The sequence below is a fragment of the Cellulophaga sp. HaHaR_3_176 genome, from assembly GCF_019021925.1.
In the GTDB taxonomy this organism is placed as follows: Bacteria; Bacteroidota; Bacteroidia; order Flavobacteriales; family Flavobacteriaceae; genus Cellulophaga.
Genome location: NZ_CP058990.1, coordinates 1,323,319 through 1,350,207, shown reverse-complemented (window position 1 = coordinate 1,350,207; position 26,889 = coordinate 1,323,319). Strand labels below are relative to the sequence as shown.

The 26,889-nt window shown below is 30.9% G+C and carries 22 protein-coding genes; 13 read left to right on the top strand and 9 right to left on the bottom strand.

What is annotated here, in order from left to right; genetic code table 11:
* Positions 1-5: 5 nt before the first annotated feature.
* The 3 genes from H0I23_RS05695 to H0I23_RS05685 all read right to left on the bottom strand — a co-directional run bounded on the left by H0I23_RS05695 (position 6) and on the right by H0I23_RS05685 (position 2,375).
* On the bottom strand, positions 6-407 hold the full coding sequence (locus tag H0I23_RS05695) for a response regulator (protein WP_216785492.1): 402 nt from the start codon (positions 405-407) through the stop codon (positions 6-8).
* A 188-nt stretch (positions 408-595) separates the two neighbouring features.
* Entirely contained in the window at positions 596-1,267 is a 672-nt protein-coding gene (locus H0I23_RS05690; RefSeq protein WP_216785491.1) for a uracil-DNA glycosylase, read from the bottom strand.
* Positions 1,268-1,325: 58 nt separating this feature from the next.
* Positions 1,326-2,375 carry a DUF6340 family protein gene (locus H0I23_RS05685; RefSeq protein ID WP_216785490.1) on the bottom strand — a complete coding sequence of 350 codons (1,050 nt, stop codon included), beginning with the start codon at positions 2,373-2,375 and terminating at the stop codon, positions 1,326-1,328.
* 165 nt (positions 2,376-2,540) lie between these two features.
* On the opposite strand from H0I23_RS05685, the gene H0I23_RS05680 reads away from it, so the two are divergent.
* From H0I23_RS05680 to H0I23_RS05670, 3 genes are all read left to right on the top strand, one after another.
* The gene (locus H0I23_RS05680) at positions 2,541-4,721 is read left to right on the top strand and encodes a DNA mismatch repair protein MutS (protein WP_216785489.1); all 2,181 of its coding nucleotides are present in this window, start codon (positions 2,541-2,543) and stop codon (positions 4,719-4,721) included.
* A gap of 100 nt (positions 4,722-4,821) precedes the next feature.
* Positions 4,822-5,235 carry a thiol-disulfide oxidoreductase DCC family protein gene (locus H0I23_RS05675; protein WP_216785488.1) on the top strand — a complete coding sequence of 138 codons (414 nt, stop codon included), beginning with the start codon at positions 4,822-4,824 and terminating at the stop codon, positions 5,233-5,235.
* A 120-nt stretch (positions 5,236-5,355) separates the two neighbouring features.
* Positions 5,356-7,395 (top strand): mucoidy inhibitor MuiA family protein, encoded by a 2,040-nt coding sequence (locus tag H0I23_RS05670; protein ID WP_216785487.1) that lies wholly within the window; start codon positions 5,356-5,358, stop codon positions 7,393-7,395.
* Positions 7,396-7,451: 56 nt separating this feature from the next.
* Here the strand turns inward: H0I23_RS05670 and H0I23_RS05665 are convergent, their stop codons facing one another.
* On the bottom strand, positions 7,452-8,621 hold the full coding sequence (locus H0I23_RS05665) for a flavohemoglobin expression-modulating QEGLA motif protein (RefSeq protein ID WP_216785486.1): 1,170 nt from the start codon (positions 8,619-8,621) through the stop codon (positions 7,452-7,454).
* A 226-nt stretch (positions 8,622-8,847) separates the two neighbouring features.
* Between H0I23_RS05665 and H0I23_RS05660 the strand changes: the two genes are divergently transcribed.
* The 6 genes from H0I23_RS05660 to H0I23_RS05635 are packed head-to-tail and all read left to right on the top strand — an operon-like array spanning position 8,848 to position 15,100.
* Positions 8,848-9,450 (top strand): CDP-alcohol phosphatidyltransferase family protein, encoded by a 603-nt coding sequence (locus tag H0I23_RS05660; RefSeq protein WP_216785485.1) that lies wholly within the window; start codon positions 8,848-8,850, stop codon positions 9,448-9,450.
* The gene (locus tag H0I23_RS05655; protein ID WP_216785484.1) at positions 9,440-10,255 is read left to right on the top strand and encodes a phosphatidate cytidylyltransferase; all 816 of its coding nucleotides are present in this window, start codon (positions 9,440-9,442) and stop codon (positions 10,253-10,255) included. The genes H0I23_RS05660 and H0I23_RS05655 overlap by 11 nt, the downstream gene beginning before the upstream one ends.
* Before the next feature lie 3 nt (positions 10,256-10,258).
* The gene (locus H0I23_RS05650; RefSeq protein WP_216785483.1) at positions 10,259-11,302 is read left to right on the top strand and encodes a patatin-like phospholipase family protein; all 1,044 of its coding nucleotides are present in this window, start codon (positions 10,259-10,261) and stop codon (positions 11,300-11,302) included.
* 59 nt (positions 11,303-11,361) lie between these two features.
* On the top strand, positions 11,362-12,117 hold the full coding sequence (locus H0I23_RS05645) for an SDR family oxidoreductase (protein ID WP_216786036.1): 756 nt from the start codon (positions 11,362-11,364) through the stop codon (positions 12,115-12,117).
* The gene (locus tag H0I23_RS05640) at positions 12,099-13,409 is read left to right on the top strand and encodes a phosphatase PAP2 family protein (protein WP_216785482.1); all 1,311 of its coding nucleotides are present in this window, start codon (positions 12,099-12,101) and stop codon (positions 13,407-13,409) included. Before H0I23_RS05645 ends, H0I23_RS05640 begins: the two co-directional genes overlap by 19 nt.
* Entirely contained in the window at positions 13,406-15,100 is a 1,695-nt protein-coding gene (locus H0I23_RS05635) for a bifunctional alpha/beta hydrolase/class I SAM-dependent methyltransferase (RefSeq protein ID WP_216785481.1), read from the top strand. Before H0I23_RS05640 ends, H0I23_RS05635 begins: the two co-directional genes overlap by 4 nt.
* A gap of 159 nt (positions 15,101-15,259) precedes the next feature.
* Here H0I23_RS05635 and H0I23_RS05630 read toward each other — a convergent pair whose 3' ends face one another.
* Entirely contained in the window at positions 15,260-16,561 is a 1,302-nt protein-coding gene (locus H0I23_RS05630) for a dicarboxylate/amino acid:cation symporter (protein WP_216785480.1), read from the bottom strand.
* A gap of 60 nt (positions 16,562-16,621) precedes the next feature.
* Entirely contained in the window at positions 16,622-17,686 is a 1,065-nt protein-coding gene (aroC, locus tag H0I23_RS05625) for a chorismate synthase (RefSeq protein ID WP_216785479.1), read from the bottom strand.
* A gap of 191 nt (positions 17,687-17,877) precedes the next feature.
* Here aroC and H0I23_RS05620 point away from each other — a divergent pair, with 191 nt between their 5' ends.
* Positions 17,878-18,729, top strand: a complete 852-nt coding sequence (locus H0I23_RS05620; protein ID WP_216785478.1) for a UDP-2,3-diacylglucosamine diphosphatase — start codon at positions 17,878-17,880, stop codon at positions 18,727-18,729.
* Here H0I23_RS05620 and H0I23_RS05615 read toward each other — a convergent pair.
* On the bottom strand, positions 18,718-21,630 hold the full coding sequence (locus tag H0I23_RS05615; protein ID WP_216785477.1) for an FAD-binding and (Fe-S)-binding domain-containing protein: 2,913 nt from the start codon (positions 21,628-21,630) through the stop codon (positions 18,718-18,720). The genes H0I23_RS05620 and H0I23_RS05615 overlap by 12 nt on opposite strands.
* 93 nt (positions 21,631-21,723) lie before the next feature.
* Here H0I23_RS05615 and H0I23_RS05610 point away from each other — a divergent pair, with 93 nt between their 5' ends.
* Both H0I23_RS05610 and H0I23_RS05605 read left to right on the top strand, forming a co-directional pair.
* Positions 21,724-22,239, top strand: coding sequence for a hypothetical protein (locus H0I23_RS05610; RefSeq protein WP_216785476.1), 516 nt, complete (start codon positions 21,724-21,726; stop codon positions 22,237-22,239).
* A gap of 88 nt (positions 22,240-22,327) precedes the next feature.
* Positions 22,328-23,440 carry a TlpA disulfide reductase family protein gene (locus H0I23_RS05605; protein WP_216785475.1) on the top strand — a complete coding sequence of 371 codons (1,113 nt, stop codon included), beginning with the start codon at positions 22,328-22,330 and terminating at the stop codon, positions 23,438-23,440.
* A 67-nt stretch (positions 23,441-23,507) separates the two neighbouring features.
* Here the strand turns inward: H0I23_RS05605 and H0I23_RS05600 are convergent, their stop codons facing one another.
* Complete coding sequence (locus H0I23_RS05600; RefSeq protein ID WP_216785474.1) at positions 23,508-25,142, bottom strand: hypothetical protein; 1,635 nt, start codon at positions 25,140-25,142, stop codon at positions 23,508-23,510.
* Between the two features lie 133 nt (positions 25,143-25,275).
* The gene (locus H0I23_RS05595; RefSeq protein WP_216785473.1) at positions 25,276-25,929 is read right to left on the bottom strand and encodes a rhomboid family intramembrane serine protease; all 654 of its coding nucleotides are present in this window, start codon (positions 25,927-25,929) and stop codon (positions 25,276-25,278) included.
* Between the two features lie 59 nt (positions 25,930-25,988).
* On the opposite strand from H0I23_RS05595, the gene H0I23_RS05590 reads away from it, so the two are divergent.
* On the top strand, positions 25,989-26,870 hold the full coding sequence (locus H0I23_RS05590; RefSeq protein ID WP_216785472.1) for a lysophospholipid acyltransferase family protein: 882 nt from the start codon (positions 25,989-25,991) through the stop codon (positions 26,868-26,870).
* Positions 26,871-26,889 lie beyond the last annotated feature (19 nt).

Here is a 26,889-nt window from a genome sequence, read left to right as displayed (position 1 = left end):
TTTTTTTACATAAAATATTTGTAAATTAACGTACTGAATTTTTCATCAGACATTGGCTTTTGAAAATATTCTTTAACATCATTGTTGTTGTTAGCTCTAATTAAATCTTTTTCATCTTCACTAACTGTCGTCATTACAACAACACAATTATCTTTTATAGAAGCTGGTAAGTTTTTATAATTATCTAAAAATGCCCAACCATTCATACCAGGCATATTGATATCTAAAATAATTAAACAAGGGAAAAAATCCTCTTCATCTTTCGAAGTATCAATTAATTCGAGGGCTTCGGCTCCATCTAAAGTTATATAAACATCAACATCGATGTCTAACTTCTTTATAAAAACGCTATTTATAAAGTTAGTAGATTCATCATCATCTACTAATAAAATTGATTTTACTTCCATCTAAATGGTCTTAATTAAATAAGGCAATACTATCCAATAGAATACTTGATTTGGGGTAAAAATCTATCAAGGTAAAATCTTATTGTTAATGGGTTAATTTAGGTGGCGAAAATAAGTAATATAAACACTAGTTCAAAATATTATTAACAAGATATTTCTTTAAAAAATAAAGCTTTAAATAGTAATTTCTATAAATCCCAAACAACAGTTGGTTCTTTTAGTTTTTTCAAAATCTCGTTTGTAGTACTAAAATGTGCATTTCCGAACCAAAACCCCCTATTTGCACTCAAAGGAGATGGGTGACCAGATTCTAAAATATGATGCTTTTTTTGATCAATAATTTTTATTTTTTTCTTTGCGAATCCTCCCCATAGTAAAAAAATTACATTTTCTTTTTTTGAAGAAATTAATTTGATTACAGCATCTGTGAAAATTTCCCAACCTTGTTTTTGGTGGCTCCCTGCTTCACTTGAGCGTACAGTTAATGTTGCATTTAATAACAAAATGCCTTGTTTAGCCCAAGATTCTAAATTACCACTATTAGGGTAAGCCATTTGAATATCAGATTCTAGTTCTTTAAATATGTTTTTTAATGAAGGAGGGTGAGTTATACCATCTTTTACTGAAAAGCATAACCCGTTAGCTTGGTTGATACCATGGTATGGGTCTTGACCTATTATTACTATTTTAGTGCCATCAAAAGTACTGTGATTGAATGCTGAAAAAATAGCATCTTTTTCGGGGTAACAAGTATGCTCTCTATACTCATTATCTACAAAATTCATCAAATTAATGAAATATGGTTTTTTAAACTCTTCATTTAAATGAGTTGCCCAGCTATCATGTATATCTAATTTCATACTTAATTATTAGTTTGATATAATCAAAAATAGATAAAACATTAACATCCTTTAAAAATTAATTAGAAAGCTGCTCTTCTAAAATTTGACTTTGCATTTTTCTATGTTTAAGTATGTTTACATAATCTAAAGCTAGCTTATTTTCATAATCTGTATATGCACTTGATGCGTATTTAATTGCTTGATCTAAATCTCCATTTATTTCACTACTAATGGCCATATTATAATTCGCACGACCTAAAATTTTTAAATCAGTACTATTTAATTCTTGCTTCCAAAGGTCAGCAGCACCAATCCAATCGCCAGTTAAAGCACGTCGTTGTGCGATTTTGAAATTATCAGTTCCTGTAATATAATAATCTCTCGATATTCTTACTTTATTAGGTATATACCTATTAGCATAAGCAATACCAACATTTCGACTATATTCTTGAATAGTTTCATTTCTGCGTTTTACTGCCTCTATAGCTTTTAAAGGATTAATTCCTTTACCTGTAAACACCATTTTTTTATTGTACTGATAATCATCAATAACTAGCTTCGATTGTGGGTCATATAAACGCCATCCACAAGTTACAAGAGTGTTTAATGTAACTTCTTGAGCAGGTACATCTACTTTTACTCCTAAATTATTTTCTAGAGGCATAGTTGTAACTTTATAAGCTGTTTTTGTATCTGTATCGTAAAATGCTAATGATAAAATCACATCTACATTGTTTTCTTTACATAATTGATCTATCATCTCCCAAGATAAGGTTGCTGGTAATACTGCTAATCCACTTTTTACACCTTCTATATTTTCAAGAATTTTAATATCATCAAAATTTTTAATCATACTTAATTCAGAAGACAATGATGATATTGCTGCCTCTGCTCCTTTTTCATCTAAATTTCGACCTTCAGCAGAAAGTATTTGATCAATTTTATCGAGTTCTTGGTTTTCTTTAGAGGGAATACTTCTATTTATAATTCCAATATTCTTCACATCAGACGAAAGAAAAACCTTAGCAGGCGTGGTAACTCCCATTGTCATTTTATTTGTAGAGCTACATGCTGATAAAAAAATGACAGAGCTTACGTAAATAAGAATTTTTATTTGATTTTTCATGGTATAGTATAGAAGGTTGGTTTAATTATTTTAATGAGTAGATAATAACTAATAAATAACGAAAAAACAGTAACTCTTATTGTAACCGGTGTAAATAGATTAGTTAATGGGGTTGTTTATTAAATCTTTTGATGAATATTTATTTCAATGTATCTTTGAATCGAAATGAATAAGATTAATAAAAAGACACTTCAAGATTTAGAATTTTTCACTGTTTTAGATCAAATTGCAGCTCGTTGCATTACAGAATTAGGAAAAGAAAACGCTTTGAAGGTTAAACCTCTGGGTACCAGAGAGGCAATTCTTATTCATTTAGGGCAAACATCAGAATATGTTTCTTCATTTTCAAACGATAATAGAATTCCTAATCATGGTTTTGATGCAATAAATAATGAATTAAAATTATTAAAAATAGAAAATGCCACTATTGAAATTAGTGGTTTTAGAAGAATAGGTAATATTTGTAGTACCGTAAATACTTTAAAAAAGTTTTTAAAGAAATTTAAAGAGTATTATCCGTTACTTTTTAATGCTTCAGAAGAAGTAGAATTAAATCTAGAAATACCTGCTAAAATTGATACTGTAATAGATCGTTTTGGTGAAATAAAAGATAACGCATCTGATAATTTAAGACTTATTCGTTATGAAATTAGTGGTTTAAAAGGTAAAATAAACCAAAGCTTCACAAGGGCACTTACAACCTACAACGCTTCAGAGTTTTTAGATGAAATAAGAGAGTCTGTTGTAGATAATAGACGAGTACTTGCTGTAAAAGCTATGTACCGAAAAAAGGTAAAAGGTTCTGTAATGGGAACGTCTAAAACTGGTAGTATTGTTTATATAGAACCAGAGGCTTCATTACAATTCAGTCGTCAATTAAATAATTTAGAATTTGATGAACGTGAAGAAATCCAAAGAATACTTCGTGAACTTACGGCTCACATTACCCCTTTTATACCCGAATTAGCTTGTTATCAAGATTTTTTATCTCATATAGATATTACGTCGGCCAAAGCAAAATATGCTTTAGAGATGGATGCTGTATTACCAGAAGTTAGTGATGAAAAAGAGATGTATCTAAGAGATGCTTACCACCCATTACTTTACTTAACAAATAAAAGAAAAAACGAAAAAACGCATCCGCAAACCATTTCTTTACATTCAGAAAATAGAATTATTGTTATTTCTGGGCCTAATGCAGGTGGAAAAAGTATTACACTTAAAACCTTAGGTATTTTACAGGTAATGGTGCAGAGTGGACTTTTAATACCTGTTCATGAACGTAGTAAAATATGTTTATTTGATAGAATATTGACAGATATTGGAGACAATCAATCTATTGAAAATCACTTAAGTACATACAGTTATCGATTAAAAAATATGAACTATTTTTTACGCAAATGTGATGAAAATACGATGTTTTTAATTGATGAATTTGGTACTGGTAGTGATCCCGAACTTGGTGGTGCTTTGGCTGAAATATTTTTAGAAGTTTTTTACGAGCGTGGTTCTTATGGAGTAATTACGACCCACTACTCTAACTTAAAATTACTAGCTAACGAATTACCACATGCAACTAATGCAAACATGCTTTTCGACTCTAAAACTTTAGAGCCTACATATCAATTAGTTTTAGGCCAAGCAGGTAGTTCGTTTACATTTGAGGTGGCACAAAAAAACGGAATACCCTATAGCTTAATTAATAGAGCTAAAAAGAAAATTGAGCATGGTAAGGTTCGTTTTGATGCAACTATCGCTAAACTGCAAAAAGAGCGCAGCTCAATGGCTAAAACAGGTAATAAGTTAAAAGAAGAAGAATCTAAAGCTAGAAGTGAAGCTAGCAAGTTTGAAGAGCTAAACACAAAAGTAAAATCTAAATTAGAAAATTACCAAGAGTTGTATGATTCTAGCCAACGCATGATTTATTTAGGTAATAAGGTTAATGATGCTGCTCTTAAGTATTTTCAAGATAAAAAGAAACGCCCTTTAGTTTCTGAACTATTACGAATTGTAGAAACGGAAAATAGTAAACGAAAAAAGAAAAGTACACAGCAAGTTAAAATTGAAAAAGCAAAGAAAATAGCTGTTGAAAAAGAGGTTATTCAAAAAGTAGAAGTAATCCGAGAAGAGAAAAAGGTAGAAAAGAAAACTAAAGCTATAGTTGAAAAAAATAAACCTAGACCGGTATTTAAAATTGGTGATCGTGTTCGTATGTTAGATGGTAAAGCTGTTGGTAGTATCGATAAACTAGAAAAAAATAAAGCTGTAGTTAATTACGGGATTTTCACTACTAATGTTAGTATAAATCAGCTAGAATTAGTGGAGGCTGTAAAGAAAAAGAAATAATTTAAATTGATAAAGTAAGTAAAGTGTACTTGTTTTTACCATATCTTACTCTTGCTTTTTTTTACGAAAAAAAGATTAAAAAATTCGTAAAAAATATTAAATGAAAAATAATAAATCACATAAAATAATTCTTTTTGATGGTGTTTGTAATCTTTGCAATTCATCAATTCAATTCATAATTAAGCATGATAAAATTGATATGTATCGTTTTGCTGCTTTACAGAGTGATATTGGAAAAAGATTAGCTACAGAACGTAATATAAGTACAACTGAAGTTGATTCTATTATTTTAATAGAACCAGGCATAGCTTATTATATAAAATCTACTGCAGCCTTAAAAATAGGAAAGACCTTTGGCGGTATTTGGTCTCTATTAGTGATATTTGAATGGGTACCTGAAGGGTTCAGAAATACGATTTATGATTTTATTGCTAGAAATAGGTATAAATGGTATGGTAAAAAAGAATCTTGTATGATTCCTACACCAGAACTAAAATCAAAATTTTTAGATTGAAAATGTACTAAACTATTTCAAAAGTATACTTCCCTTTCTCAAATACCTACTTTACTAAATGTTGGTTTTTAAAGTTTAAGACTAAACTTAAGTTTATGTTGAATTTAAAACCAACTAAAAATGAAAAAAGTACTTTTTATAACTCTGTTTTTACCATTTTTAATTTTCGGATCCGAAAAAATTCCTTCAAAAATTAAAGCCGTTACTGTTTATCAAAACAGTGCTGAAATTACTCGACAAGCTATATTTACTATTGAAAATGGCACATCTGAACTTGTTTTCACAGGCTTATCTTCTAAAATAGATGAAAGTAGTATTCAAATTTCTGGTTTACAGGCTGCTTCTATACTTTCTATTAGTTACGATATTAACTATTTGGATAAACCAATTATTAATATAGAAGTTGATGAAATCAGTACTAAAATCAAAACATTAGAATTGAAAATATCTATGCTTAAAAATAAGATAGCTGGCCTAGATGAAGAGGAAGTTGTAATTATAAAAAACCGAACAGTTAGTGCAACAAATCAAAATTTAGACCTAGAAAAACTAAAAACGATTAGCACCTACTATAGAGAACGTATTACAGCTATTAGAAATGAAATATTCTCCATAAATTCAAAAATCAATGAGTTAAGTATTTCTATTAAAGATTACAGAAATCAATTAGCTGAAAAAAATTCAGTACCCATAAAACCAAAAGGAGAAATCAGTATAAAATTTGATACTCCAATAATTTCAAATTTAACATTAGAAATTAAATATAATGTTCAAGATGCTGGTTGGATACCTAATTACGATATCAAATCGAATAAATTAAACGATCCATTACAGTTTATTTATAAAGCACATGTATATCAAAAAACTGGTGAGAATTGGAATGATGTAGCATTAACCCTATCTTCAGGTAATCCGAATATTTTAACAATAAAACCTACTGTTAATACAGATTATTTAAATTTTGGACACAGAAAGTCATACCTATCTCAGGTAAAAAAGCAAAAATATACGCACAACCCTACAGTTAAGAAAGTATCAGGTATTGTTACTGATGAGTCTGGTACTCCATTACCTGGCTGTAATGTTGTTATAAAAGGAACTAATATTGGTACCCAAACAGATTTTGATGGTTTTTATACTTTAGATACACAAGCAGGGCAAGAACTTGTTTTTTCACATTTAGGATTTAATACTAATGAAACACCAATTTACTCCTCTAGAATTAATTTAAACCTTGAAGAAAATTTAGAAGCTTTAGAAGAGGTTATAATTGTAGGTTATGGGAGTCGAGAAAAATCGAATATTACACGTGCATTGTCCGGTAAAGTTTCAGGTATTCAGATTAGAGGGGTATCAAATGTTACCAAGGCTTCTCAACCTTTATATATTATTGATGGCGTTCCTGTGGAAGGATTTGAAGAAGGTGATTTAGATGTAAGTGAGATTCAGGATATAGAAATTTTAAATAATGAGGTTAGTATAGAAATTTATGGGAGTCGAGCAACAAATGGCATTGTATTAATTTCGACGAAAAAAAGCACAAGCCAAGAAGATGTTACCAGTACTAAGTTTAGTATAAAAAAAACCTGTTCTATTACTAGTGATGGAGATCTTTCATCCATAGAAATTAATACATTTAAGCTTGATGCTAGTTATGAGTTTTTTGCTGCTCCAGTAATTAATGAAAATGTTTTTCTTACGGCTAGATTCAAGGATTGGGAGAAATTAAATTTGTTGCCAGGAGAAGCTAATGTTTACTTTAATGGCAGTTTTGCAGGGAAAACTACAATTGATCCTTATACTATAAACAAAGAAATGACTGTTTCATTAGGTGTTGATGACGCCATTACAATTACGAGAAAACAAGACAGAAACTTTAAAAGCAAATCTTTTACAGGTAATAACCGTATTTTAAATAGAACTTATAATTTAGAAATTAAAAATAATAAATCAAATGCTATTGATGTAATGATAATGGATAGAATACCTATTTCTCAGAATAAAGAAATTAAAGTAGAAGATATTATTACAAATAATGCTATTTACGATGAAAAAAAAGGTCTACTAACTTGGAAAATGAAACTTAAATCAAAAGAAGAAGCTAAAGAATCTTTCTCTTTTCAGGTTAAATACCCCAAAGAAAGGCATATTACCTTATAAATATAAAAAATCAATAAAAAAGCTCAGCAACGTATATATAGTACTGAGCTTTTAAATTATTTCATATGATTAAGTATAAAATCTAATGTTTTATTCTCGTTTTTATTTTCTAAATAAGCTATGTTATTATGAGTTATAGGATTTGCTAAACCTAAGTTTTGAAGATTAACAATATCAGCTTCATAATCCATAGTAACTTTACCAGTTAATAAATTATCTAAACTTTCTCCTCTTTGGTGGCGTTTGTATATTTTTTTTAATCCACTTAAATACAACCTATCTTTAGTAAATCCGCCTCCTCTGTGTACTCTAAGAGTAATACCAAAAGCATCATCTCTATTTAATTTATACTGTCCGTGTATCATATCAAAAGTATCAGAAAAGGTATAACCTTTAATTAAGCTGTCTGATGCTAAAACTCTATATGCCAGAGTTTTGAGTCTTTTTAAAGTTAAAGCTCCACTCATGTATTCACTAAATACAGCAAGGCCTTCTTGTGTTTCTACATTTCGAGGGAAACCATTTGAAAAAATCTTTAATGGTTGTTCTAAACCATTATATGTAGTTACTAAATGCACACCAATTTCGTGGTTGGCTAAAGTAATTAGTTGGTTTTTGCTGAATTTAGTATTCTTTTTTATCAATAAAGTCTGTGTACTATTACTTACCATAGCATCAGCCGCTATAGCTGTCGAAAACTTAATATTTAACGGAAAATTATATTGTTTCGAAAACTCTTCAAAATAGTCTTTAGCATCATTCGGTGTGTATATTTTTTCCATATCAACACTCTCATCTTCATCAAAATGATGTAAAATGAATTTAGCATTCTGCACATCCTTTTCAGTAGGCGTTCCATACACACGTAAAGAGTTGTAATGGAACTTTTTAGGTTCTCCTATAGTTTGTATACATTGAACCATATTTGAGTAATAATAGATAATATCTTGATACAGTTTTTGTACTTTCTGATCTGTAATACGCTCTAAACGTTGTGAAAAAAACATCCTATGTAATTTATACGGATGAAATTTAATTTTCGGGTATTTTAATTCCGGATTTATAGTATATTTCGATGAAAAGAAACGTTGCTTTTCTTTTTCTGTATTTGAAGGGTTTAAATAGCTAAGAAGCTCAATTTTTTTTACGAGTCTATCTAAATTAGAGTCTATATCAAACAAAGATTCATTTGTTCTCTGTAAGTCTACTAAGTCCTTTGCATTCATTATTTATGAGTATTAAAACGCCGCAAGGTAATCAATCTATTTGAGTCATTTTCGTGTCTTTTAATTTTTCGTTGAGTAGCTATAAATTAAAAAATTAATGTTTCATTACAGAAATGATACATCTTAAAGAACTCGTTTGTGGTATTTTTAGTGTTGTAATGATATAGAGTAATTTCTAATAAAAAGGCTTAGATTTGAAATATAATGTAGAAAAAAAGCAGCTTACATGATTTCCATTTATAAATTAAAACCCAAATTTCAACAAATTTTAAATCCTGTTTTAATTTTTTTACATAAATGTAATGTAACTGCAAATCAAATTACGGTAGCTTCTATTTTAGTATCTTTTATTATTGGATTGTTATTCTGGAACGCAGATAGGATACACTGGTTCTTCTTAAGTTTACCTATTGGACTATTGTTACGAATGGCGTTAAATGCCCTAGATGGCATGATGGCTAGAAAATTTAATCAAACCAGTGCATTAGGTGAAGTTCTAAATGAAATGGGAGATTTAGTATCTGACGTTATTATTTTCTTTCCCTTGATTAAGTTTCAACCAGAGAGCTCATATATCATCATTGGGTTTATATCATTAAGTATCATCAATGAATTTGCAGGAGTATTAGGAAAAGTAGTAGGAAAAGAACGTAAAAATGATGGTCCTATGGGTAAAAGTGATCGTGCTTTACTTTTAAGTATTTATGGTCTACTCCTATTTTTTAGTGTAAACCTTACGAGTTATTCTAGGTACATTTTTGGAATAATTATTTTATTGCTCGTACTCAGTACTTTTACACGTCTAAAGAAAGCATTACATGGAGCTTGAAGTAAACAATTCTGAAAATAAATTTTCTGATGTTCCGCTACGGGTAAAGACATGGAGCTATATTATTTTAGTATTTGCCATATCTATATCTAGTTCTATAACAATGAAACTTTTTATCTCTTGGATAGGGTGCCAAGTTTTATATGAATTCTTAAGGATGTTTCAAGTTAAAAGAAACCTTCTCATTACCGCTTTAAGCTTAGGGATTGTACAATTTTCATTGCTTTATTTTTTATATTTTGAACATTATTTTCTGTATGCTGTTGCTTTCTTAATTACATTTCTCATCTATTTTCTGATGCTAAAAGTTACCGTAAAGCAAGGTGTTGGCATTGTAATAGGGCTAAGCTTAAGCCTTCTGATTTTTCCGCATTTATTATATTTAAGAGAGAGTGCTTTTGGTATAAAAGCCCTTATTTATTTAGTGGTTCTTACAGAATTAAATGATGTCTTTCAATATTTTATGGGTAAGCTTTTTGGAAATCATAAAGTAATGCCTAAAATTAGTCCTAATAAGACTTGGGAAGGTGTTATAGGAGGTGTGTTTCTCACCACAGTACTTAGTACTATTTTAGGGTATTTTCTTTTGACTTCTACGATTCTAATTCATGTAATTTTAGGTATAATTTTGGGAGTTTCAGGTTTTTTTGGAGATGTTTTTATGTCTCTACTAAAGCGAAAAACAAATATGAAAGACACTGGGGCGTTACTGCCTGGGCATGGCGGACTTATGGATAGAATGGATAGTCTTATTTTTAATGCGCCCATTTTCTTTTGGGTACTACCGTTATTAATAAAAAGCTAAGCTATGCAACGTAAATTTAATAACGCTTTTATTCTTTCTGGCGGAGGTACACGGTTAATGATTTACCTTGGAATGTATGCGGCATTAGAAGAGTTACAAATGAAACCAGATGTTCTTATTGCAACATGTGGAGGTGCTTTTGCTGCAACAGTAATTAATACTTTTCCAGATACGATATCACGCAAAGCATATTTAAAATCAGAAGAGTATTATCAATTTGCAACAAAAGAACGTTTAACAAAAGAGAAGAAGTTATCGAGGATAGGATTTCTTTCACTCCAAAAAATGTTATCTAAAAAGAACGCCCCTTTTATGGAAGATGTATTCCATAAATATCTTGCAGACGTATCTCAGGATTTTTCAGAAGATTTTCCGGCATTAACAGCAACGAAGTTTTCTTCAAAAGTACCTACACTCTTTATAGGTTCTCAAATACTTTTTGATCCTAAGCTTATAGGGCAAAAAAGAGACGGTAAAAAATTGTATCAAAAAGTGATATTTACAGATGAAGAAACGGCTAGTAAAATAGACCTAAGCGCAATTACCATTACTTCCGAAAATTATAAAAACAGTGCCGTATCAGGATCAGTAGAAATTAAAACAAATCTCTCCATGTTAGTTAGTGCACGGATTTCTGTTTCTGATATGTATTATGTGGCTCCTGTATACTTAGAAGACACCTACTTTGCAGGAGGCGCTATTGATTTAATTCCTATTGAATTGGCTAAACATTTAGCCAATACGGTAACTATAGAAAAAAAACAGTCTTATAGTCCGGTTGAAGAAGCCTTAGTACGTGCAGTTTTAGGGTATAGTGGCAACCAACGTTTACAAGAAATTGAAAATCAGGGCGCTAATTTTCAGATTGATACCGTTCATATCAAGAAAGATTTAGAAGGGCATTACATCAAGAAAAGTATAGACTGGAAAAACGTTGAGATTTGCTTTGAATACCCTAAATCTTACCAAGACTTTAAAGATGATATGGATAAACAATGGGAGTACGGATATCAGCAAACCATGAAGAGCATGCAAATAGAAAAGTAATTCTATTAATTGCTTTGAAAAACTTACATTTATACACTCATGAAAATAGCCTTTTACATATGAATATTTTTATTGCTGGCGGAACTTCTGGAATTGGATATTCATTAGCACTACATTATTGCGCTAAGGGCTTTCATGTTGGGGTTTGTGGTAGAGATTTAGATAAAATTTCAGAGAATAAGCCTTCTAATATACTTGCGTATCAGGCAGATGTTTGTGAGATTTCTTCACTTACGTTGGCCGTACAAAGCTTTTTAAATAAACAAGAAAATCTGGATCTCTTCATAAATTGCACAGGTAGCTACGCAGAAGATGTTGCAGGAAATATTTCTTATGAAGAAGCTGCACAAATGCTTAAAACCAATATTTTAGGAGCTACTAATTGCTTCGAAGTAGCAAGAACAGCTATGCTAAATCAAAAAATTGGTCATATTGTGGTAATTTCATCTGTATCAGGTATTTTAGATTATAAAAACTCTAGTCTTTATACGAAAACTAAACGTGCAATACTCCAAATTTCAGATGCTTATCATAGAGCCTTAAAACCTTTCGGCATTTCAATAACTACTATTGCTCCGGGGTATATTGATACTTTAAAATTAAGAGCATTAAACAACAACGACTTAAGTAAAAAACCTTTTTTAGTGCCGCTTGATGTGGCCACAAAAAAAATTATCGAAGCTATTGATGCTAAAAAAAAGCTAGTTATTTTTCCTTTAAAAATGAAATGGATGATGACATTCTTATCGCTACTCCCTCCTCCTATCCTTAATCTTATTATGTATAAAAAAGCCAAATGGATGAAACAAGAATAGCAATAGGGATAAGAATAAAGCTAGCGGCGCTCTGTGCTACTGTATTTAGTCTGTTTTATAATGTGAATGCTTGGTATGCGTCTACGTTAGATTATGTGCCTTCATTTATTTTTAGTTTTGAGAAGTATACCCCCTTTATTGCTTGGACAGTAATTCCTTATATGACCAGCGGAATATTTTTTGTTATTGTCTTTTTTCTTTGTAAAACAAGGCAAGAACTACAGACTTTGACAAAACGGGTATTATTTGTGAGTGTTGTTGGCGGACTTTTCTTTCTATTATTCCCTTTAAAATTTTCATTCATAAAACCAGAAACGAGTACTATTTTATTCAATTTTTTCTTTCAATTTATTGAAAAAGTAGATTCTCCTTTCAATGAAGCTCCATCATTACATATTGCTTTTGCTTTTATATTTTGGTCTGTCTTTAGAAATTTGAAAAATGCGTGGCGATATGTGGCAGCAGTATGGCTCATGTTATTGGGCCTTTCCACACTCACCACCTATCAACATCATTTGCTAGATGTCGTTACTGGGGCTATTTTAGGGCAATTGAGCTTTATCGTTTTTCCAGCACAGGATAATAATTTTAAGCTGCGAAGCTTTCACCTTGCCAACTATTATTTTTTAGGAAGCTGGCTGGTGATTCTGTTAAGTCTGGTGGTCTTTGAATTTTATCATGCGAGCGGACTCATTTTATTATGGCCCACATTGGTTCTATTTTTAGTGGGGTATCATTACCAAAAAAATAGCATATACTTTTTAAAAAATAACCAGGGTACTATTCCGTGGTATAAAAAAATAGTGTATTTCCCATACATCGGGCTGTACTGGTTGTTTTGGAAATTTTTAAGGAAAAATAAAAAGCCTATAGAACTTATTCCAAAGCTGTATGTTTCGTCGAGGCTTGATTATTCAGAATTTCAAAATTTTAATGGCAATCAAAACACATTAGTGTATGATTTTTCGGCAGAATTGGAAGAAAATAAAGCAATAAAACAAAATTGTCTATACAATGCTGTTCCCTTATTGGATATCGGAGCTTTCGATATTATCGAAATTAAAAGAATCGTCTTAGAAATAACAACACATTACAAAGAATTACCTAAAGGTGGAAAAATACTAATTCATTGTACTATTGGGGTTAGTAGAAGTACATTTATAGGAATTCTTGTTGTGAAAAATATTCTATCTTTACCTTTAGACGAAGCAGTACTAAAAATAAAAACCACCCATAAAAATGCTGTAATACATAGCTATGTACAGGATTTTTTAAAGACAATCAATATATGAGCAATGGACATTTTAATAGTTTTGATGGAAGCGAAATTTTTTATCGCAAATGGAATTTCAAGCCATCTCAAAAGAGTGTTATCATCATTCACCGTGGACATGAACATTCTGAGCGTTTAAATGATATTGCCACCTCTTCTCAATTTTCAGAGTATAATATTTTTGCTTTTGATCTTCGTGGTCATGGCCATACGAAGACGGAAACATCTTCTGTTTTTATGGATTATGTGAGAGATTTAGATGTTTTTGCGCACTATTTAAAATCAGCATACACCATACCTAGTACTGATATTTTTGTAATAGCTAATAGTATTGGTGGTGTAGTTGCTTCTGCATGGGTTCATGATTATGCGCCGAATATTGCAGGTATGGCATTGCTTGCTCCGGCTTTTAAAATAAACCTAATTGTACCTTTAGCGAATGAGATGATTACTTTGGGTACTAAGCTAAAGAAGGGTTTGATTATTAAAAGTTATGTAAAATCTACCATGCTAACGCACGATGTAGCACAGCAGAAAGCCTATGATACAGATTCTCTAATTACACGGTCTATTGATGCAAATTTATTAATAGACTTAGCAGATGCAGGTAAACGCTTGGTAGAAGATGCAGAGGCTATAGATACACCAACACTTATTTTGTCTGCAGAGAAAGACAAGGTGGTATTTAATAAAGATCAAAAAATATTTTTCAATAAGTTAGACACAAATTTAAAGCAACTTGAAGTATTGCCAGACTTTTTTCATGGCATTTTGTTTGAAACGAATAAAGAACTTGTCTATGATAAGATAAAAGCTTTTGCAGTACAGAGTTTTAATCAGCCCCAGAAAAAGCTTAGCCTTGAGCCAGACCAATTTTCAATAGTAGAACATAAGAGTCTACAAAATAAAGAAGGTAATAACTTAAATTTCAAGTTTCAAAAATGGTCTTTAAGTAAAATAGGAAAAATTAGTAATGGAATGGCTATTGGCCTAGAACATGGTTTTGACTCTGGAGCATCTTTAGATTATGTCTACCATAATAAACCTAAAGGCAAATTAGGTTTTGGAACTATAATGGATAAAAATTACCTTGAAGCAATAGGTTGGCGAGGAATTAGAATACGAAAGCAACACCTATTACAACTTTTAGAAAAGAATATAGAAAACTTAATAAAAGAAGGCCGTACGATTAAAATCTTGGACATTGCTGGTGGTACCGGAAATTACCTTTTTGACATTAAGGATAAATACCCCGAGGCAGAAATTGTAATCAATGAATTTGTAAAAGAGAATATTGAAATAGGACAGAAAGTTATTGACAGTAAAGGTTATAAGAACGTACGATTTACAGATTTTGATTGTTTTGACCCGGAAACCTATACGAAAATTAATTTTGAGCCAACTATTATTATTGTGTCCGGGATATTAGAACTCTTTGGTGATAATGAAATGGCGAGTAAAGCGCTTGCAGGAATACAGTCTGTAGCAGAAAAGAATGCTAATGTGGTCTATACGGGTCAGCCTTGGCATCCACAATTGAAAATGATTGCTTATGTTTTAAATAGTCATCAAAAGAAAAATTGGGTGATGAGAAGAAGATCTCAAAAAGAATTAGATAGATTGATGGCGTATAACGGAATCTATAAAGAAACCATGCTCATTGATGATTTTGGAATCTTCACCGTTTCATCAGCTAAAGTAAATTTTTAAGTAGTATTAGTTAATTTGTTGTAAATCAAATGATGCTATTTTACTTTAAGATGCTTATATGTCTATAGAGTGTATAACTTATACCAGATAAATTTCATGAATAAGCATAAAAAAAGAGTCCAAAATAGGACTCTTTTTTTTATATTTAAATGATTGTTTTTAGGCTTTATAGTTATCGTCCCATTTTTTCTCTTTAGGTTCATGTAATTTATCTACAGATTTAGCAACAATCATAGATACAGCAGCATCACCCGTAACATTTACAACAGTTCTACACATATCTAATGGTCTATCTACTGCAAAAATCAAAGCAAGACCAGCTTCTGGTATTCCTGCCTGAGAAAGAACAATAACAAGCATTACCATACCTGCTCCTGGAACAGCGGCACTACCAATAGAAGCTAGTGTAGCGGTAACAATAATTCCTAATTGAGCCCACAAATCTAAATCCATTCCGAATGCTTGTGCTATAAAAATAGCAGCTACAGCTTGGTATAAACTTGTGCCATCCATATTAATAGTAGCTCCAATAGGTAGTACAAAGCTGGTAACCTCTTCATCTACTCCTAAATGCTCTTCTACACGTTCCATTGTAACCGGTAATGTAGCAGCGCTAGAGCTTGTAGAGAATGCTAAAAGTTGTGCAGGTGACATTGCTTTTAAGAAAAAGGAAGGTGATTTTTTAGTGAATAACCATACCAAACCAACATATACACATATCATTAAAAATAGACCGACAATAACACACAATGCATACCAAGCTAATGCTTTAAAAAGATCTAAACTAGGGGATTCAACCACTAGTGCTGCTAATAAAGCAAATACTCCAAACGGAGCAGCTAGCATAATTAAATCAATCAGTTTTAGAATTACTTCGTTAAAACCGTCAAAGAATTTTTTTACTGGTGTTGAATGTTCTTCAGGGATAAGAATCAATCCAATACCGAAGAAAATAGCAAAGAATATTACTTGTAGCATGTTACCATTGTCACTTGCCGCTTTAAAAATATTACTAGGTACAATATCTTCAAGCGCCTGTAATGGTCCAGATTCTTCTTGCTTGTGTGCTTGTGCAATTCTAGAATCAGCATCACCTTTATAGTTTTCAACTAATTGGGTTCTTGTTTCTTCTGATATAGATTTTCCTGGTTGTATAACGTTTACTACTGCTAAACCTATAGAAACTGCTACTATAGTAGTAAATATATATATTACTATAGTCCTACCTCCCATTTGAGAAAGCTTAGAGATATCTTTTAAATCTGAGACTCCTTTTATTAGTGAAGCAAGTATTAAAGGAACTGCAATAAGTTTAAGAGAGTTAATAAATATATTCCCGAAAGGTTTTATCCAATCTGAAACAAATTTTGCACCCCAATTAAATTGAACCATTATAAATGCAAATAATACTCCGGCTAACATGCCTATTAAAATTTGCCAATGCAATTCCAATTTCTTCATAAAATAATTAGTTTAGGACAGAAAGATACAGTTTTGAACCTTAATCTACCAAATCCCTAACTATAATTTTATGGTTCTGTTTAATAAAGAATAGTCTGCCAACACTATAGCAGCCATTGCCTCCACAATAGGTACTGCTCTAGGCACTACACAAGGGTCATGACGTCCTTTACCTTGTGTTTTTACCATATTCCCTTCTTTATCAATAGTTTCATATGGTTGTATTACAGTAGCAACGGGTTTAAAAGCGACATTAAAATAGATATCCATACCATTAGAAATACCACCTTGGATACCTCCACTTCTGTTTGTTTTTGTTGTGCCATCAGAATTATATTGATCGTTATGATCACTACCTTTCATCGCAACACCGTCAAAGCCACTACCATATTCAAACCCTTTAACTGCATTTATTGATAACATAGCTTTACCTAGCTCTGCATGCAATTTATCAAAAACAGGTTCTCCTAAACCAACAGGTACATTTTGTATAACACAAGTAATTACACCACCTATGGTATCACCTTCTTTTTTTATTTTTTTAATATACTCTTCCATTTTAGCAGCAGTAGCTTGATCAGGACAACGAACAGGGTTACTCTCTATTAGTGAAAAATCTAATTCTGAATATTCTTTATCTAGCTTTAAAGAGCCAACTTGAGAAACAAATGCATTTATTTTTATAGTGCTTAAAAATTGTTTAGCAATTGCACCTGCAACTACTCTACTAGCTGTTTCACGAGCAGAACTACGACCACCACCTCGATAATCTCTAAAACCATATTTTTGATCATACACATAATCTGCATGCGAAGGTCTGTATGAATCTTTTATGTGAGAATAATCGTGAGATTTTTGATTTGTATTATGTATAGCAAAGCCAATTGGCGTACCTGTAGTTTTTCCTTCAAAAATACCTGAATAAAACTCTACCGTATCTGGTTCTTTTCTTTGTGTTACAATTGCTGATTGACCAGGCTTACGACGGTCTAATTCTTTTTGAATAGCATCAAAATCTATTGTTATACCTGCAGGGCAACCATCTATAACTCCACCAATTGCTACACCATGTGATTCTCCAAAAGTGGATATTTTAAACAAATTTCCGATAGTATTTCCTGCCATTTCTAATAAAATTTAACCTTTCAAAGGTAATTCTAAAATGATACAATGCAAAACTTAGAAGCCTCTTAATGCAGAATTTACTTTGTAATAAAACACATAATAAAAACTTAACAATTAGCTGATAAATTGTTGATTTTTAAATGATAATTACTTTATACCTTCAAGTATATATTTGTGAAAACAGATAGATTTTGAAAAAAAGAAAAATAGATGTAGCCGTTATTTCAGATGTACATTTGGGAACTTATGGTTGTCATGCCGATGAACTTATTTCTTACCTAAATAGCATACAACCTAAAAAACTTATTTTAAACGGAGATATTATTGATATCTGGCAATTTAGTAAACGCTACTTTCCACCTTCACACCTAAAGGTTTTAAAAAAAATTATAGGTATGGCTTCTAACGGTACTGAAGTGATTTATATAACGGGAAATCATGATGAAATGCTACGAAAGTTCAGCGGTACATCAATAGGTTATGTTAGTATTGTTGACAAACTTGTACTTGATTTACATGGAAAAAAATGTTGGTTTTTTCATGGCGATGTTTTTGATGCCTCTATACAAAATGCCAAATGGTTAGCAAAATTAGGCGGTTATGGCTATGATCTTCTAATTATAATTAACAGAATTATCAATTGGTTTTTAATTAAAATGGGGAAGGAAAAATTTTCACTGTCTAAAAGAATAAAAAACAGTGTAAAAGGAGCTGTTAAATATATTAATGACTTTGAAAAAACAGCAGCAGAACTAGCAATAGAAAATGGATATAATTATGTTATTTGTGGACACATACACCAACCAAAAAAGGAAGTATTTGAAAACAAATTAGGACAATGCACTTACCTAAACTCTGGTGATTGGGTAGAAAATTTAACTGCTTTAGAATACTCTTTTAAAAGGTGGAAAATTTATAACTATTCAAACGATAAGCTTTCACCCTTTTATGCAGATGAAGACATAAAAGACTTAGATATTCACGAATTAATAGCATCTATCACTTCTAAAAAAGAAAAAGGGTCATCACCTTCAACTGATTAAAGCTTCTTTTAAAATTGTTATAGGGTGCTTCGCTTCTCTTTTTGTTCCATCATATATTTGATGACGACAACTTGTTCCGTTTGCAGATATAATAGTTTCAGCAGAAGCTTTTCTAACACTTGGAAAAAGCTTTAATTCTCCTACTTGCATACTTATCTCATAATGTTCTTTTTCGTAACCAAATGAACCAGCCATACCACAACAACCTGAAGTAATTATAGATACTTCGTAATTTTTAGGTAAATTTAAAATATCGAAAGTTACTTTTTGATTAGAAAGTGCTTTTTGATGGCAGTGTCCATGTATTTTAACCTTTTTAGTTTCTTCAGTAAATAAATTAGAGGTTAATTCACCTTTTTGAGCTTCAGAAGCTAAAAACTCTTCAATCAAGAAAACATTACCAGCTATTAACTCAGCTGATTTCTTATCAGTTGAAAAACGCTTGTACTCATCTCTAAAAGTTAATATCGCAGAAGGTTCTAAACCAACAACAGGTAGACCTTTTTCTGCAAATGCCTGAAGTTTTGGTATATTCTCTAAAGCTAACTTTTTAGCTTCTTTTAAAAAACCTTTAGACAAATATGTTCTTCCGCTTTCTGCATAAAATAACTCAACAGAATACCCTAATTTAGTAAGCACTTCAATAGCGTCTTTTCCTAATTCTATATCTAAGTAATTCGTAAATTCATCTATATAAAGAACTATATTTTTATTTTTACTTATGTTTTGATTTTTAAATAGTTGAAGGTGTTTATTGAAATTAAAATTATAGACCTTAGGTAAGCTTCTTTCTTTAGCAACGCCTGAGGCTTTTTTTAACAAACCACCTAAAAAACTAGAGTCGTAAACAGCGTTTGTTAAGCCCGCAACCTTACTCCCTAATTTATTTAATTTTGTATTATATGCAAATAACTTTCCTCGTAAAGGATACCCATTTGCTTCTTGATATTGGTATAAAAACTCTGTTTTTAAAGTTGCAATATCTACATTACTTGGGCACTCACTAGCACAAGCTTTACAACTTAAACATAAATCAAAAACTTCTTTTAACTCTTTTTGATCGAACTTGTTAGGTGCGTCTGAAGTCGTTAAAAATTCTCTTAAAGCATTTGCTCTACCTCTTGTAGTATCCTTTTCGTTTTTTGTGGCATGAAAACTAGGGCACATCCCTCCTGCTGCTGTATGGCTTTTTCTACAATCACCACTACCATTACATTTTTCAGCAGCTTTTAAAATACCTTCACTATCAGAAAAATCTAATAATGTTTTAATTTCAGGTTCTTTTCTGTCAATTTCATAACGCAACGATTCATCCATTGGGTATGCATCAACAATTTTACCTGGATTAAATATGCTTTTAGGATCGAAATATGTTTTTACTCTTTTTAAAAGTTCGAAATTTTTATTCCCTATCATAATAGGGATAAATTCTGCTCTAACTATTCCATCGCCATGTTCGCCACTAAACGACCCTTTGTATTTTTTTGTTAAGAAAGCTACATCAGTAGTTATAGCTCTAAAAAGACTAACATCTTCTGATTTTTTAAGATTTAAAATTGGCCTTAAGTGTAACTCCCCTGCTCCAGCATGTGCATAATAAACTGCATTCTGCTTGTATTTGGTCATTATTTCGGTAAACTCTCCTATAAAATCTTTTAAATCTTCTACGGCTACAGCTGTATCTTCTATACAGGCAACAGCTTTTTTATCTCCAACAATATTACCTAATAAACCTAAACCAGCTTTACGCAATTCACTTGCCATTTTACCTTCTTCTGCATTTAAAATTGCATTAGAATAGCTTAAACCAGAATCTTTTATTGTTGTTAATAAAGATTCAATTTGTGCTTTTAAATCTTCTTCTGTTTCTGATTTTACTTCTAACAATAAAAGTGCAGCAGGATCTCCCTGTACAAAAAACCTATTTTTAAGTTGCTCTCGGTTATTTTTAGTACAATCTAAAATTACCTTGTCCATCATTTCGCACGTGTGCAAATTGTGTTTCATAGTTGGAGCCACATCTGTTAAACAGTCTTCGAGACTATTGTAATGTGTTACCACCATAGCTGATAGCGTTGGAGGTACAGGAGATAATTGTAAAGTAATCTCAGTTGTGAAAGCTAAAGTGCCTTCACTACCACTTAATAATTCGCAAACATTAATTAAAGGTTTTTGTCCTCCAAAAATTGAACTCTTTAGCAATTCATCAATTGCATAACCTGTATTTCTTCTATGAATTTGAGGTTTAGGAAATTCATTAATAATTTCATCTTGAGTTTCTTTTACAGAAAGCTCATTATATAAATTTTTATAGATGGAGCCTTCGAAAGAATCTAGTTTTGTTTTGGCTATGAACTCATCTGAAGTCAAAGCTTTAAATTCAGCTTCTTCACCATTGGCTAATATTGTTTTTAAACTTGTTGTAAATTCTCTAGTAACTCCATATTGAATAGATGTTGTACCTGATGAATTATTACCTACCATACCACCAATCATACATCTATTAGCTGTAGATGTATTTGGTCCGAAAAACAATCCAAACGGAGCTAAATAATTGTTTAACTCATCACGCACAACTCCTGGTTGTACAGTGACTTGCATTTTATCTTCATCTAATGAAAGTATTTTTGTGAAATTTTTAGAAACATCAACAACAATACCATCACCTACACATTGCCCTGCTAAAGACGTACCTGCTGTTCTCGGAATTAAACCTACATTATTATCTTTCGCAAATAAAATAAGATTTTTTATATCACTTACGCTTTTAGGAAAAGCAACTGCTAAAGGTGTTTTTCGATAAACAGAAGCATCGGTAGAGTACAATGCTTTCGATAATTTATCTATTTTTAATTCACCTTCTAATTTACTTTCTAGATTTTCTAATAATGTAGTTTTCAAGCTGTAAAAATTTTGATTGCTAAATTAAGTTTTTATTAACTACAGAACAGTATCAAAATTCTATTTTTGACTCAAATTTTAAAATAAAAACAAATGAAATTGTTAAAAATTATTCTTTTTACTTTGTTCAGTTTACCAATGATGATGAGTGCTCAAGATATATCTGACCACACAATAGGTTTAAGACTTGGTGATAGCGATGGATTAGGTGCTGAAATATCATATCAAAAATCTATTTCTAGTAATAATAGAATAGAAGCTAATTTAGGTTGGAGAGATAGTAGAGCTTACGATTCTTTCAAACTTACAGGTATTTACCAATGGGTATTACCTTTAGATGGTGATTTTAATTGGTACTACGGAGTTGGTGGTGGTTTAGGTAATGTTGATTTTGAACCAAGGCCAAGTAATAACAACCCAACTGTATTTGAAGAGGTTGATGGTGGTTTGTTCGTTTTTGTAGCAGGAAATATAGGTATTGAATACAATTTTGATTTCCCCTTAGTTTTATCTTTAGATTTTAGACCTGAAATTGGTTTATTAGGATATAGTGAATTTACTGATAGTTTTGATTTTGACATCGGTTTAGGAGTTAGATATCAGTTTTAAAATTAATAAGATAAAATTGATATATCAATCGGTTTTTTTATATCCTAAAAGATATAAGTACATTTACGAAAATTAATTAAATAGAAACATGAAAAAAATCATATTCGGATTCTTTGCTTTAGCTTTATTAATATCATGTAATAGTAACCCTGAAGGATTTTCTATTGAAGCAAGTATAGATGGTGAGATAGAAAACGGAACGAAAGTTTTCTTGAAAAGAATTAATAAAATGAATCAGCCAATTGATGTTGATACTACAACAATTGAAAATGGTAAATTCAAATTTATAGGAAAAGCAGATTCTTTAGATTTGCAGTATATTTTCATTGATAAAGTAAACGGAAACATTCCTGTAGTCATTGAAAATGGTACTATTGATATTTCTTTTCAAAAAGATAGTATTGCTTTTGCTAAAATTGAAGGTACAGAGCAGAATGAAATGTTCTATAACTATTTAAAAAATAGTAGAGATTTTTCAAAAAGAGTAATGTCTATGCGTGCTGATTTTGAAAAAGCAAGAGCTAATGGAGATACTGCTACACAAGAAGCTCTACAGGCTGAAAATATGGAAATGCAAGAAGAAGCTAAAAATTATGAAATTAAATACATAAAAGAAAATCCAACTGCATTAATATCTGTAATGTTGTTAGATAAAGTTTTAGCAAGTAAATCTTATCCAGAATCGGAAGTTAGAGAAATGCTTGAGTCTTTAGATCCTAAAATTAAAACAACAAGCGTTGGTATTAAAATTTTAAAGCAATTAGAGAAAACAAAAAGAACTGCAATTGGTGAAAAAGCACCAGATTTTTCTGCTCCAACACCTACAGGAGAAAAATTAGCATTAAATGATGTATTAGGAAAAGTTACTATTTTAGATTTTTGGGCTGGTTGGTGTAAGCCTTGTAGAGCTGAAAACCCTAATTTAGTTCGTATTTATGATAAATACAGAGACAATGGTTTAAGTATTATAGGTGTTTCTTTAGACAGATCTGCAGATGAATGGAAAGATGCTATTGCTGCTGACGGATTAGAGTGGAATCATGTTAGTAATGTTAAATACTTTGATGAAATTGCTAAATTATACAATGTTAGAGCTATACCTGCTACTTTTATTTTAGATGAAAATGGTGTTATTGTAGCTAAAGATTTAAGAGGTAAAGATTTAGAGAACAAAATTGCTGAATTGATTGGCAAAATTTAATCTGAATTTTAAACAATAAAAAAGCCCTATTTGAAATCAAATAGGGCTTTTTTATTGTTTAAATGTATTAAAACTTATTGTTTAAATCTCTATACTCACCTGTTATAGTTGCTGATTCTGATTTTATAACAGAACCTCTAACATATACATCAGAATCTGAACCTATAAATTCTAATGAAGCACCATCATTTAAAATTAAGTCTCCGTAAATTATTAGTCTACCTTCAACTCTTAACTTTGCGTTTGAATTAATAATTACATCTCTTCTTTTACTATTTCTACCAACAATAATATAACCATTAAGTTCAAATAAACCATCTTCATTTATAGTTGTATTTTCTTGAACAGACCATGAACCACAAAGCAGTAATTGACCACCAACATTAATACTGCTTAATCTTTTAGAACCTTTATATTCGATTACTTCTCCTGAATTTACATTAAGGTTACTACTACCGTTATAATTTGTCAATTCAGAGCATCTGTTTTCTAAAGATTCTGAAGGCTTATTCATTTTTATAATTTGTAAACCAGCAGTACCTGATGCTGCAAAAATATAATCACCATTTGAAATAACGTAATTTATAGAGCCATCTAAATCTAAAACTCCAACAGGGCTTGATGAATCTCCTTCCTCTTTAGATAAAGATAAACCTGCACCACCATTAGCCATTAAAATAACTTCTTCATTAACGGCAATAGCATTAGTAACATTATCTTGACTATCAGAACCTTCTGGATTAATCATGATTGGAATATATTCCAATAACGCGCCAGTTGTTGTGCTATACACACCTGCTCCTTTAGAGCCTTCTGCTACAATAACTCTGTCGCCAGAAAAATCTATTGTTCTTTTAGAAACTTCTCCAAAATCTGAAGTAATTGAAATTTCTTTTAATAAAACAAAATTTTCATCAAAAACACTTACACCAGCACTAGCATCTAAAACACCTATTCTATTGTTGTCAATAGCTACAGAACGTAAATCTGAAAAAGGCATTTCTTTAATATTTTCAACTGTGTTTGCATCATAAACAGATAATGTACCATCTTTACCACTAGTAACATATATATTATCATTTACAGCTATATCAGTACCAACATAACCTTCTTGAAATCCGTAAACAATACCTGCACTAACATCAATACGTCCACTCGGAGCTGAAATTTTAGCTAAGAAAGAATTTGAAGTTGCTGTTACTGATTGTTCAGAATCTACACCACCAACAGCATATATGTAACCATCTTTATAACCAACTGCATTAATATCTGCATTAGAATAATAAAGTCTTGATAATATATATGGATTATGAGGATCTGAAATATCGATTGCATCAACTCCACCAGCAAATCCATCTTCGACAGTATTGTATGAAACGTATGCTATATTATTGTCTAAAAATACATGCGATGCTGTTAAATTTTCGCCGCCTTGAAATGAAGGAGGTGTAATTTGTGCGACTAAAGAAAGTGGATAATCACCAGCTAGTTCTCCTCCTGCTTTTGATGTTTTTCCTAAAAGTTGACTTTCTAAATTAATATCTAAAACACCAGCATTTTCAAAATTTACACTTTCAATGAGAAGGTTTTGGTTATTTTCTAGAAATAAATTATCATCTGATTTTTCAAAAACTGTAGTTTCATCAGAACATGATGATACAAAGACTAGTCCTAAGACTAGCATTAGGGGAATTCTTTTCATTATAAGTAGGTTTTAAAGAGATTTGGGGCTCTCTTATTATTAACGGCAAAATAAGCTAAATCTTATAATCGATAGTCATTTTTTTCGATAAAACAACCTTAAAGTAGGTTAAAGTACGTTTTAAGTGTGTTTTTTATCGTATTTTTCCTACTTTTTGAAGAATGAACAGTATTATTATTGGTATAGCAAGCAATCCCACCATTAAAGGATCTGTAACCAATAAACTTGGTATAAAAATTAAAGTTGTAACATAGCCTCCTATTGCACCTCCAAAATGCGCTGTATGGCCAATATTACCTAATCTACTTTTCATTCCATAAATAGAATATAACAAATAACCTATTCCAAAAACATATGCAGGTAATGGTATAGGTATAAATAGTAGTGCTAATTTCATATTAGGCTGTAAGAGTATTGCAGCGTATAAAATGCCTGTTACTGCTCCACTTGCTCCTACTGCACTATAATAAGGTTCTTCTTTATGAAAAAACATAGATAATAAACTACCAGCTATTAAACTGATAATGTATATGATAATAAATTGAATAGGCCCTAACCATGCAATTACAACATCTGCAAAAAAATACAGTGTAAACATATTAAAGAATAAATGAGAAATATCAACATGTAAAAAACCAGAAGTTACTATTCTATCTTTCTGTCCATTTAATACCGATCCTATTTGAAACTTATACCTATTAAAAAAAATAGTGTCCTTGAAACCTTTTAAAGAAACTAAAACATTGATAACAATAATTGCAATGGTTACAGGGTGCATATTTAACATAAACTAAGCTATTCGGTTTGGTTTCAAATATAGTTATATTTGTACTAATATAATATTACATGCAGTTACTAGTTTTTATTTTAGTTTACCCTATTCTTTGGTTCATATCCATACTCCCATATACCTTATTTTACGCTTTATCTGATTTTGTATTTTTTCTTGTTTATACTATTGTAGGCTATCGAAAAAAAGTAGTTTATAATAATTTGAAACTAGTTTTTCCTAAAAAAAGTGAACAAGATTTATTGAAAATTCAACGTGCTTTTTATGGTCATATGTGTGATATGTTTATGGAAATGATAAAAACCATGAACCTATCTAAAGATGATGTAAAAAAAAGGTATACAGTTGAAAATATTGAAGTTTTAAAAGAAATTGAAAAAACTAAAAGTGTTTTGATTGTTTGTTCTCATTATGCTAATTGGGAATGGAATGTTAGTATTAACAATTATGTAGATTCTAAAGGATATGCTGTGTATCAAAAAATAGCAAATACATATTTTGATCGTTGGATAAAAAAAGTTCGTGCCCGTTGGAATACAACATTAATAACACAAGAAGAAACTGTTAAAACAGTTTTTAGAAATGTACAGAATAATGTGCATAGTACTTATGGAATGGTTAGCGATCAATCTCCTCAAAAACACAGAGCTCCATATTGGACAGAGTTTATGGGCATTAAAGTGCCTGTATTTACTGGTGCAGAATTAATGGCTCGTAAAATGGACTTAGCAGTTGTTTTTTTAAAGGTATCAAAAGTAAAAAGAGGATATTATAAGGCTGAATTTATACCAATAACTACCGCCGGAAAAAGCACTGATAAAAATGAAATTACAGATCAATTTTTAAGATTAACAGAACAACAAATAAACGAAAAACCTGAGCATTATTTATGGACACACCGTAGATGGAAACATAGAGGTTTAGCACATTTACATTAAAATAAAAAAGCGGAACGAT

What these genes read in the sequence shown, in the direction of transcription:
- H0I23_RS05660 (WP_216785485.1), top strand. Translation starts at nt 8,848, where the DNA reads ATGATTTCCATTTATAAATTAAAACCCAAATTTCAACAAATTTTAAAT.
- H0I23_RS05650 (WP_216785483.1), top strand. Translation starts at nt 10,259, where the DNA reads ATGCAACGTAAATTTAATAACGCTTTTATTCTTTCTGGCGGAGGTACA.
- aroC (WP_216785479.1), bottom strand. Translation starts at nt 17,686, where the DNA reads ATGGCAGGAAATACTATCGGAAATTTGTTTAAAATATCCACTTTTGGA.
- H0I23_RS05590 (WP_216785472.1), top strand. Translation starts at nt 25,989, where the DNA reads ATGCAGTTACTAGTTTTTATTTTAGTTTACCCTATTCTTTGGTTCATA.
- H0I23_RS05630 (WP_216785480.1), bottom strand. Translation starts at nt 16,561, where the DNA reads ATGAAGAAATTGGAATTGCATTGGCAAATTTTAATAGGCATGTTAGCC.
- H0I23_RS05655 (WP_216785484.1), top strand. Translation starts at nt 9,440, where the DNA reads ATGGAGCTTGAAGTAAACAATTCTGAAAATAAATTTTCTGATGTTCCG.
- H0I23_RS05695 (WP_216785492.1), bottom strand. Translation starts at nt 407, where the DNA reads ATGGAAGTAAAATCAATTTTATTAGTAGATGATGATGAATCTACTAAC.
- H0I23_RS05600 (WP_216785474.1), bottom strand. Translation starts at nt 25,142, where the DNA reads ATGAAAAGAATTCCCCTAATGCTAGTCTTAGGACTAGTCTTTGTATCA.
- H0I23_RS05645 (WP_216786036.1), top strand. Translation starts at nt 11,362, where the DNA reads ATGAATATTTTTATTGCTGGCGGAACTTCTGGAATTGGATATTCATTA.
- H0I23_RS05595 (WP_216785473.1), bottom strand. Translation starts at nt 25,929, where the DNA reads ATGTTAAATATGCACCCTGTAACCATTGCAATTATTGTTATCAATGTT.
- H0I23_RS05680 (WP_216785489.1), top strand. Translation starts at nt 2,541, where the DNA reads ATGAATAAGATTAATAAAAAGACACTTCAAGATTTAGAATTTTTCACT.
- H0I23_RS05685 (WP_216785490.1), bottom strand. Translation starts at nt 2,375, where the DNA reads ATGAAAAATCAAATAAAAATTCTTATTTACGTAAGCTCTGTCATTTTT.
- H0I23_RS05610 (WP_216785476.1), top strand. Translation starts at nt 21,724, where the DNA reads ATGAAATTGTTAAAAATTATTCTTTTTACTTTGTTCAGTTTACCAATG.
- H0I23_RS05675 (WP_216785488.1), top strand. Translation starts at nt 4,822, where the DNA reads ATGAAAAATAATAAATCACATAAAATAATTCTTTTTGATGGTGTTTGT.
- H0I23_RS05665 (WP_216785486.1), bottom strand. Translation starts at nt 8,621, where the DNA reads ATGAATGCAAAGGACTTAGTAGACTTACAGAGAACAAATGAATCTTTG.
- H0I23_RS05690 (WP_216785491.1), bottom strand. Translation starts at nt 1,267, where the DNA reads ATGAAATTAGATATACATGATAGCTGGGCAACTCATTTAAATGAAGAG.
- H0I23_RS05635 (WP_216785481.1), top strand. Translation starts at nt 13,406, where the DNA reads ATGAGCAATGGACATTTTAATAGTTTTGATGGAAGCGAAATTTTTTAT.
- H0I23_RS05640 (WP_216785482.1), top strand. Translation starts at nt 12,099, where the DNA reads ATGGATGAAACAAGAATAGCAATAGGGATAAGAATAAAGCTAGCGGCG.
- H0I23_RS05670 (WP_216785487.1), top strand. Translation starts at nt 5,356, where the DNA reads ATGAAAAAAGTACTTTTTATAACTCTGTTTTTACCATTTTTAATTTTC.
- H0I23_RS05605 (WP_216785475.1), top strand. Translation starts at nt 22,328, where the DNA reads ATGAAAAAAATCATATTCGGATTCTTTGCTTTAGCTTTATTAATATCA.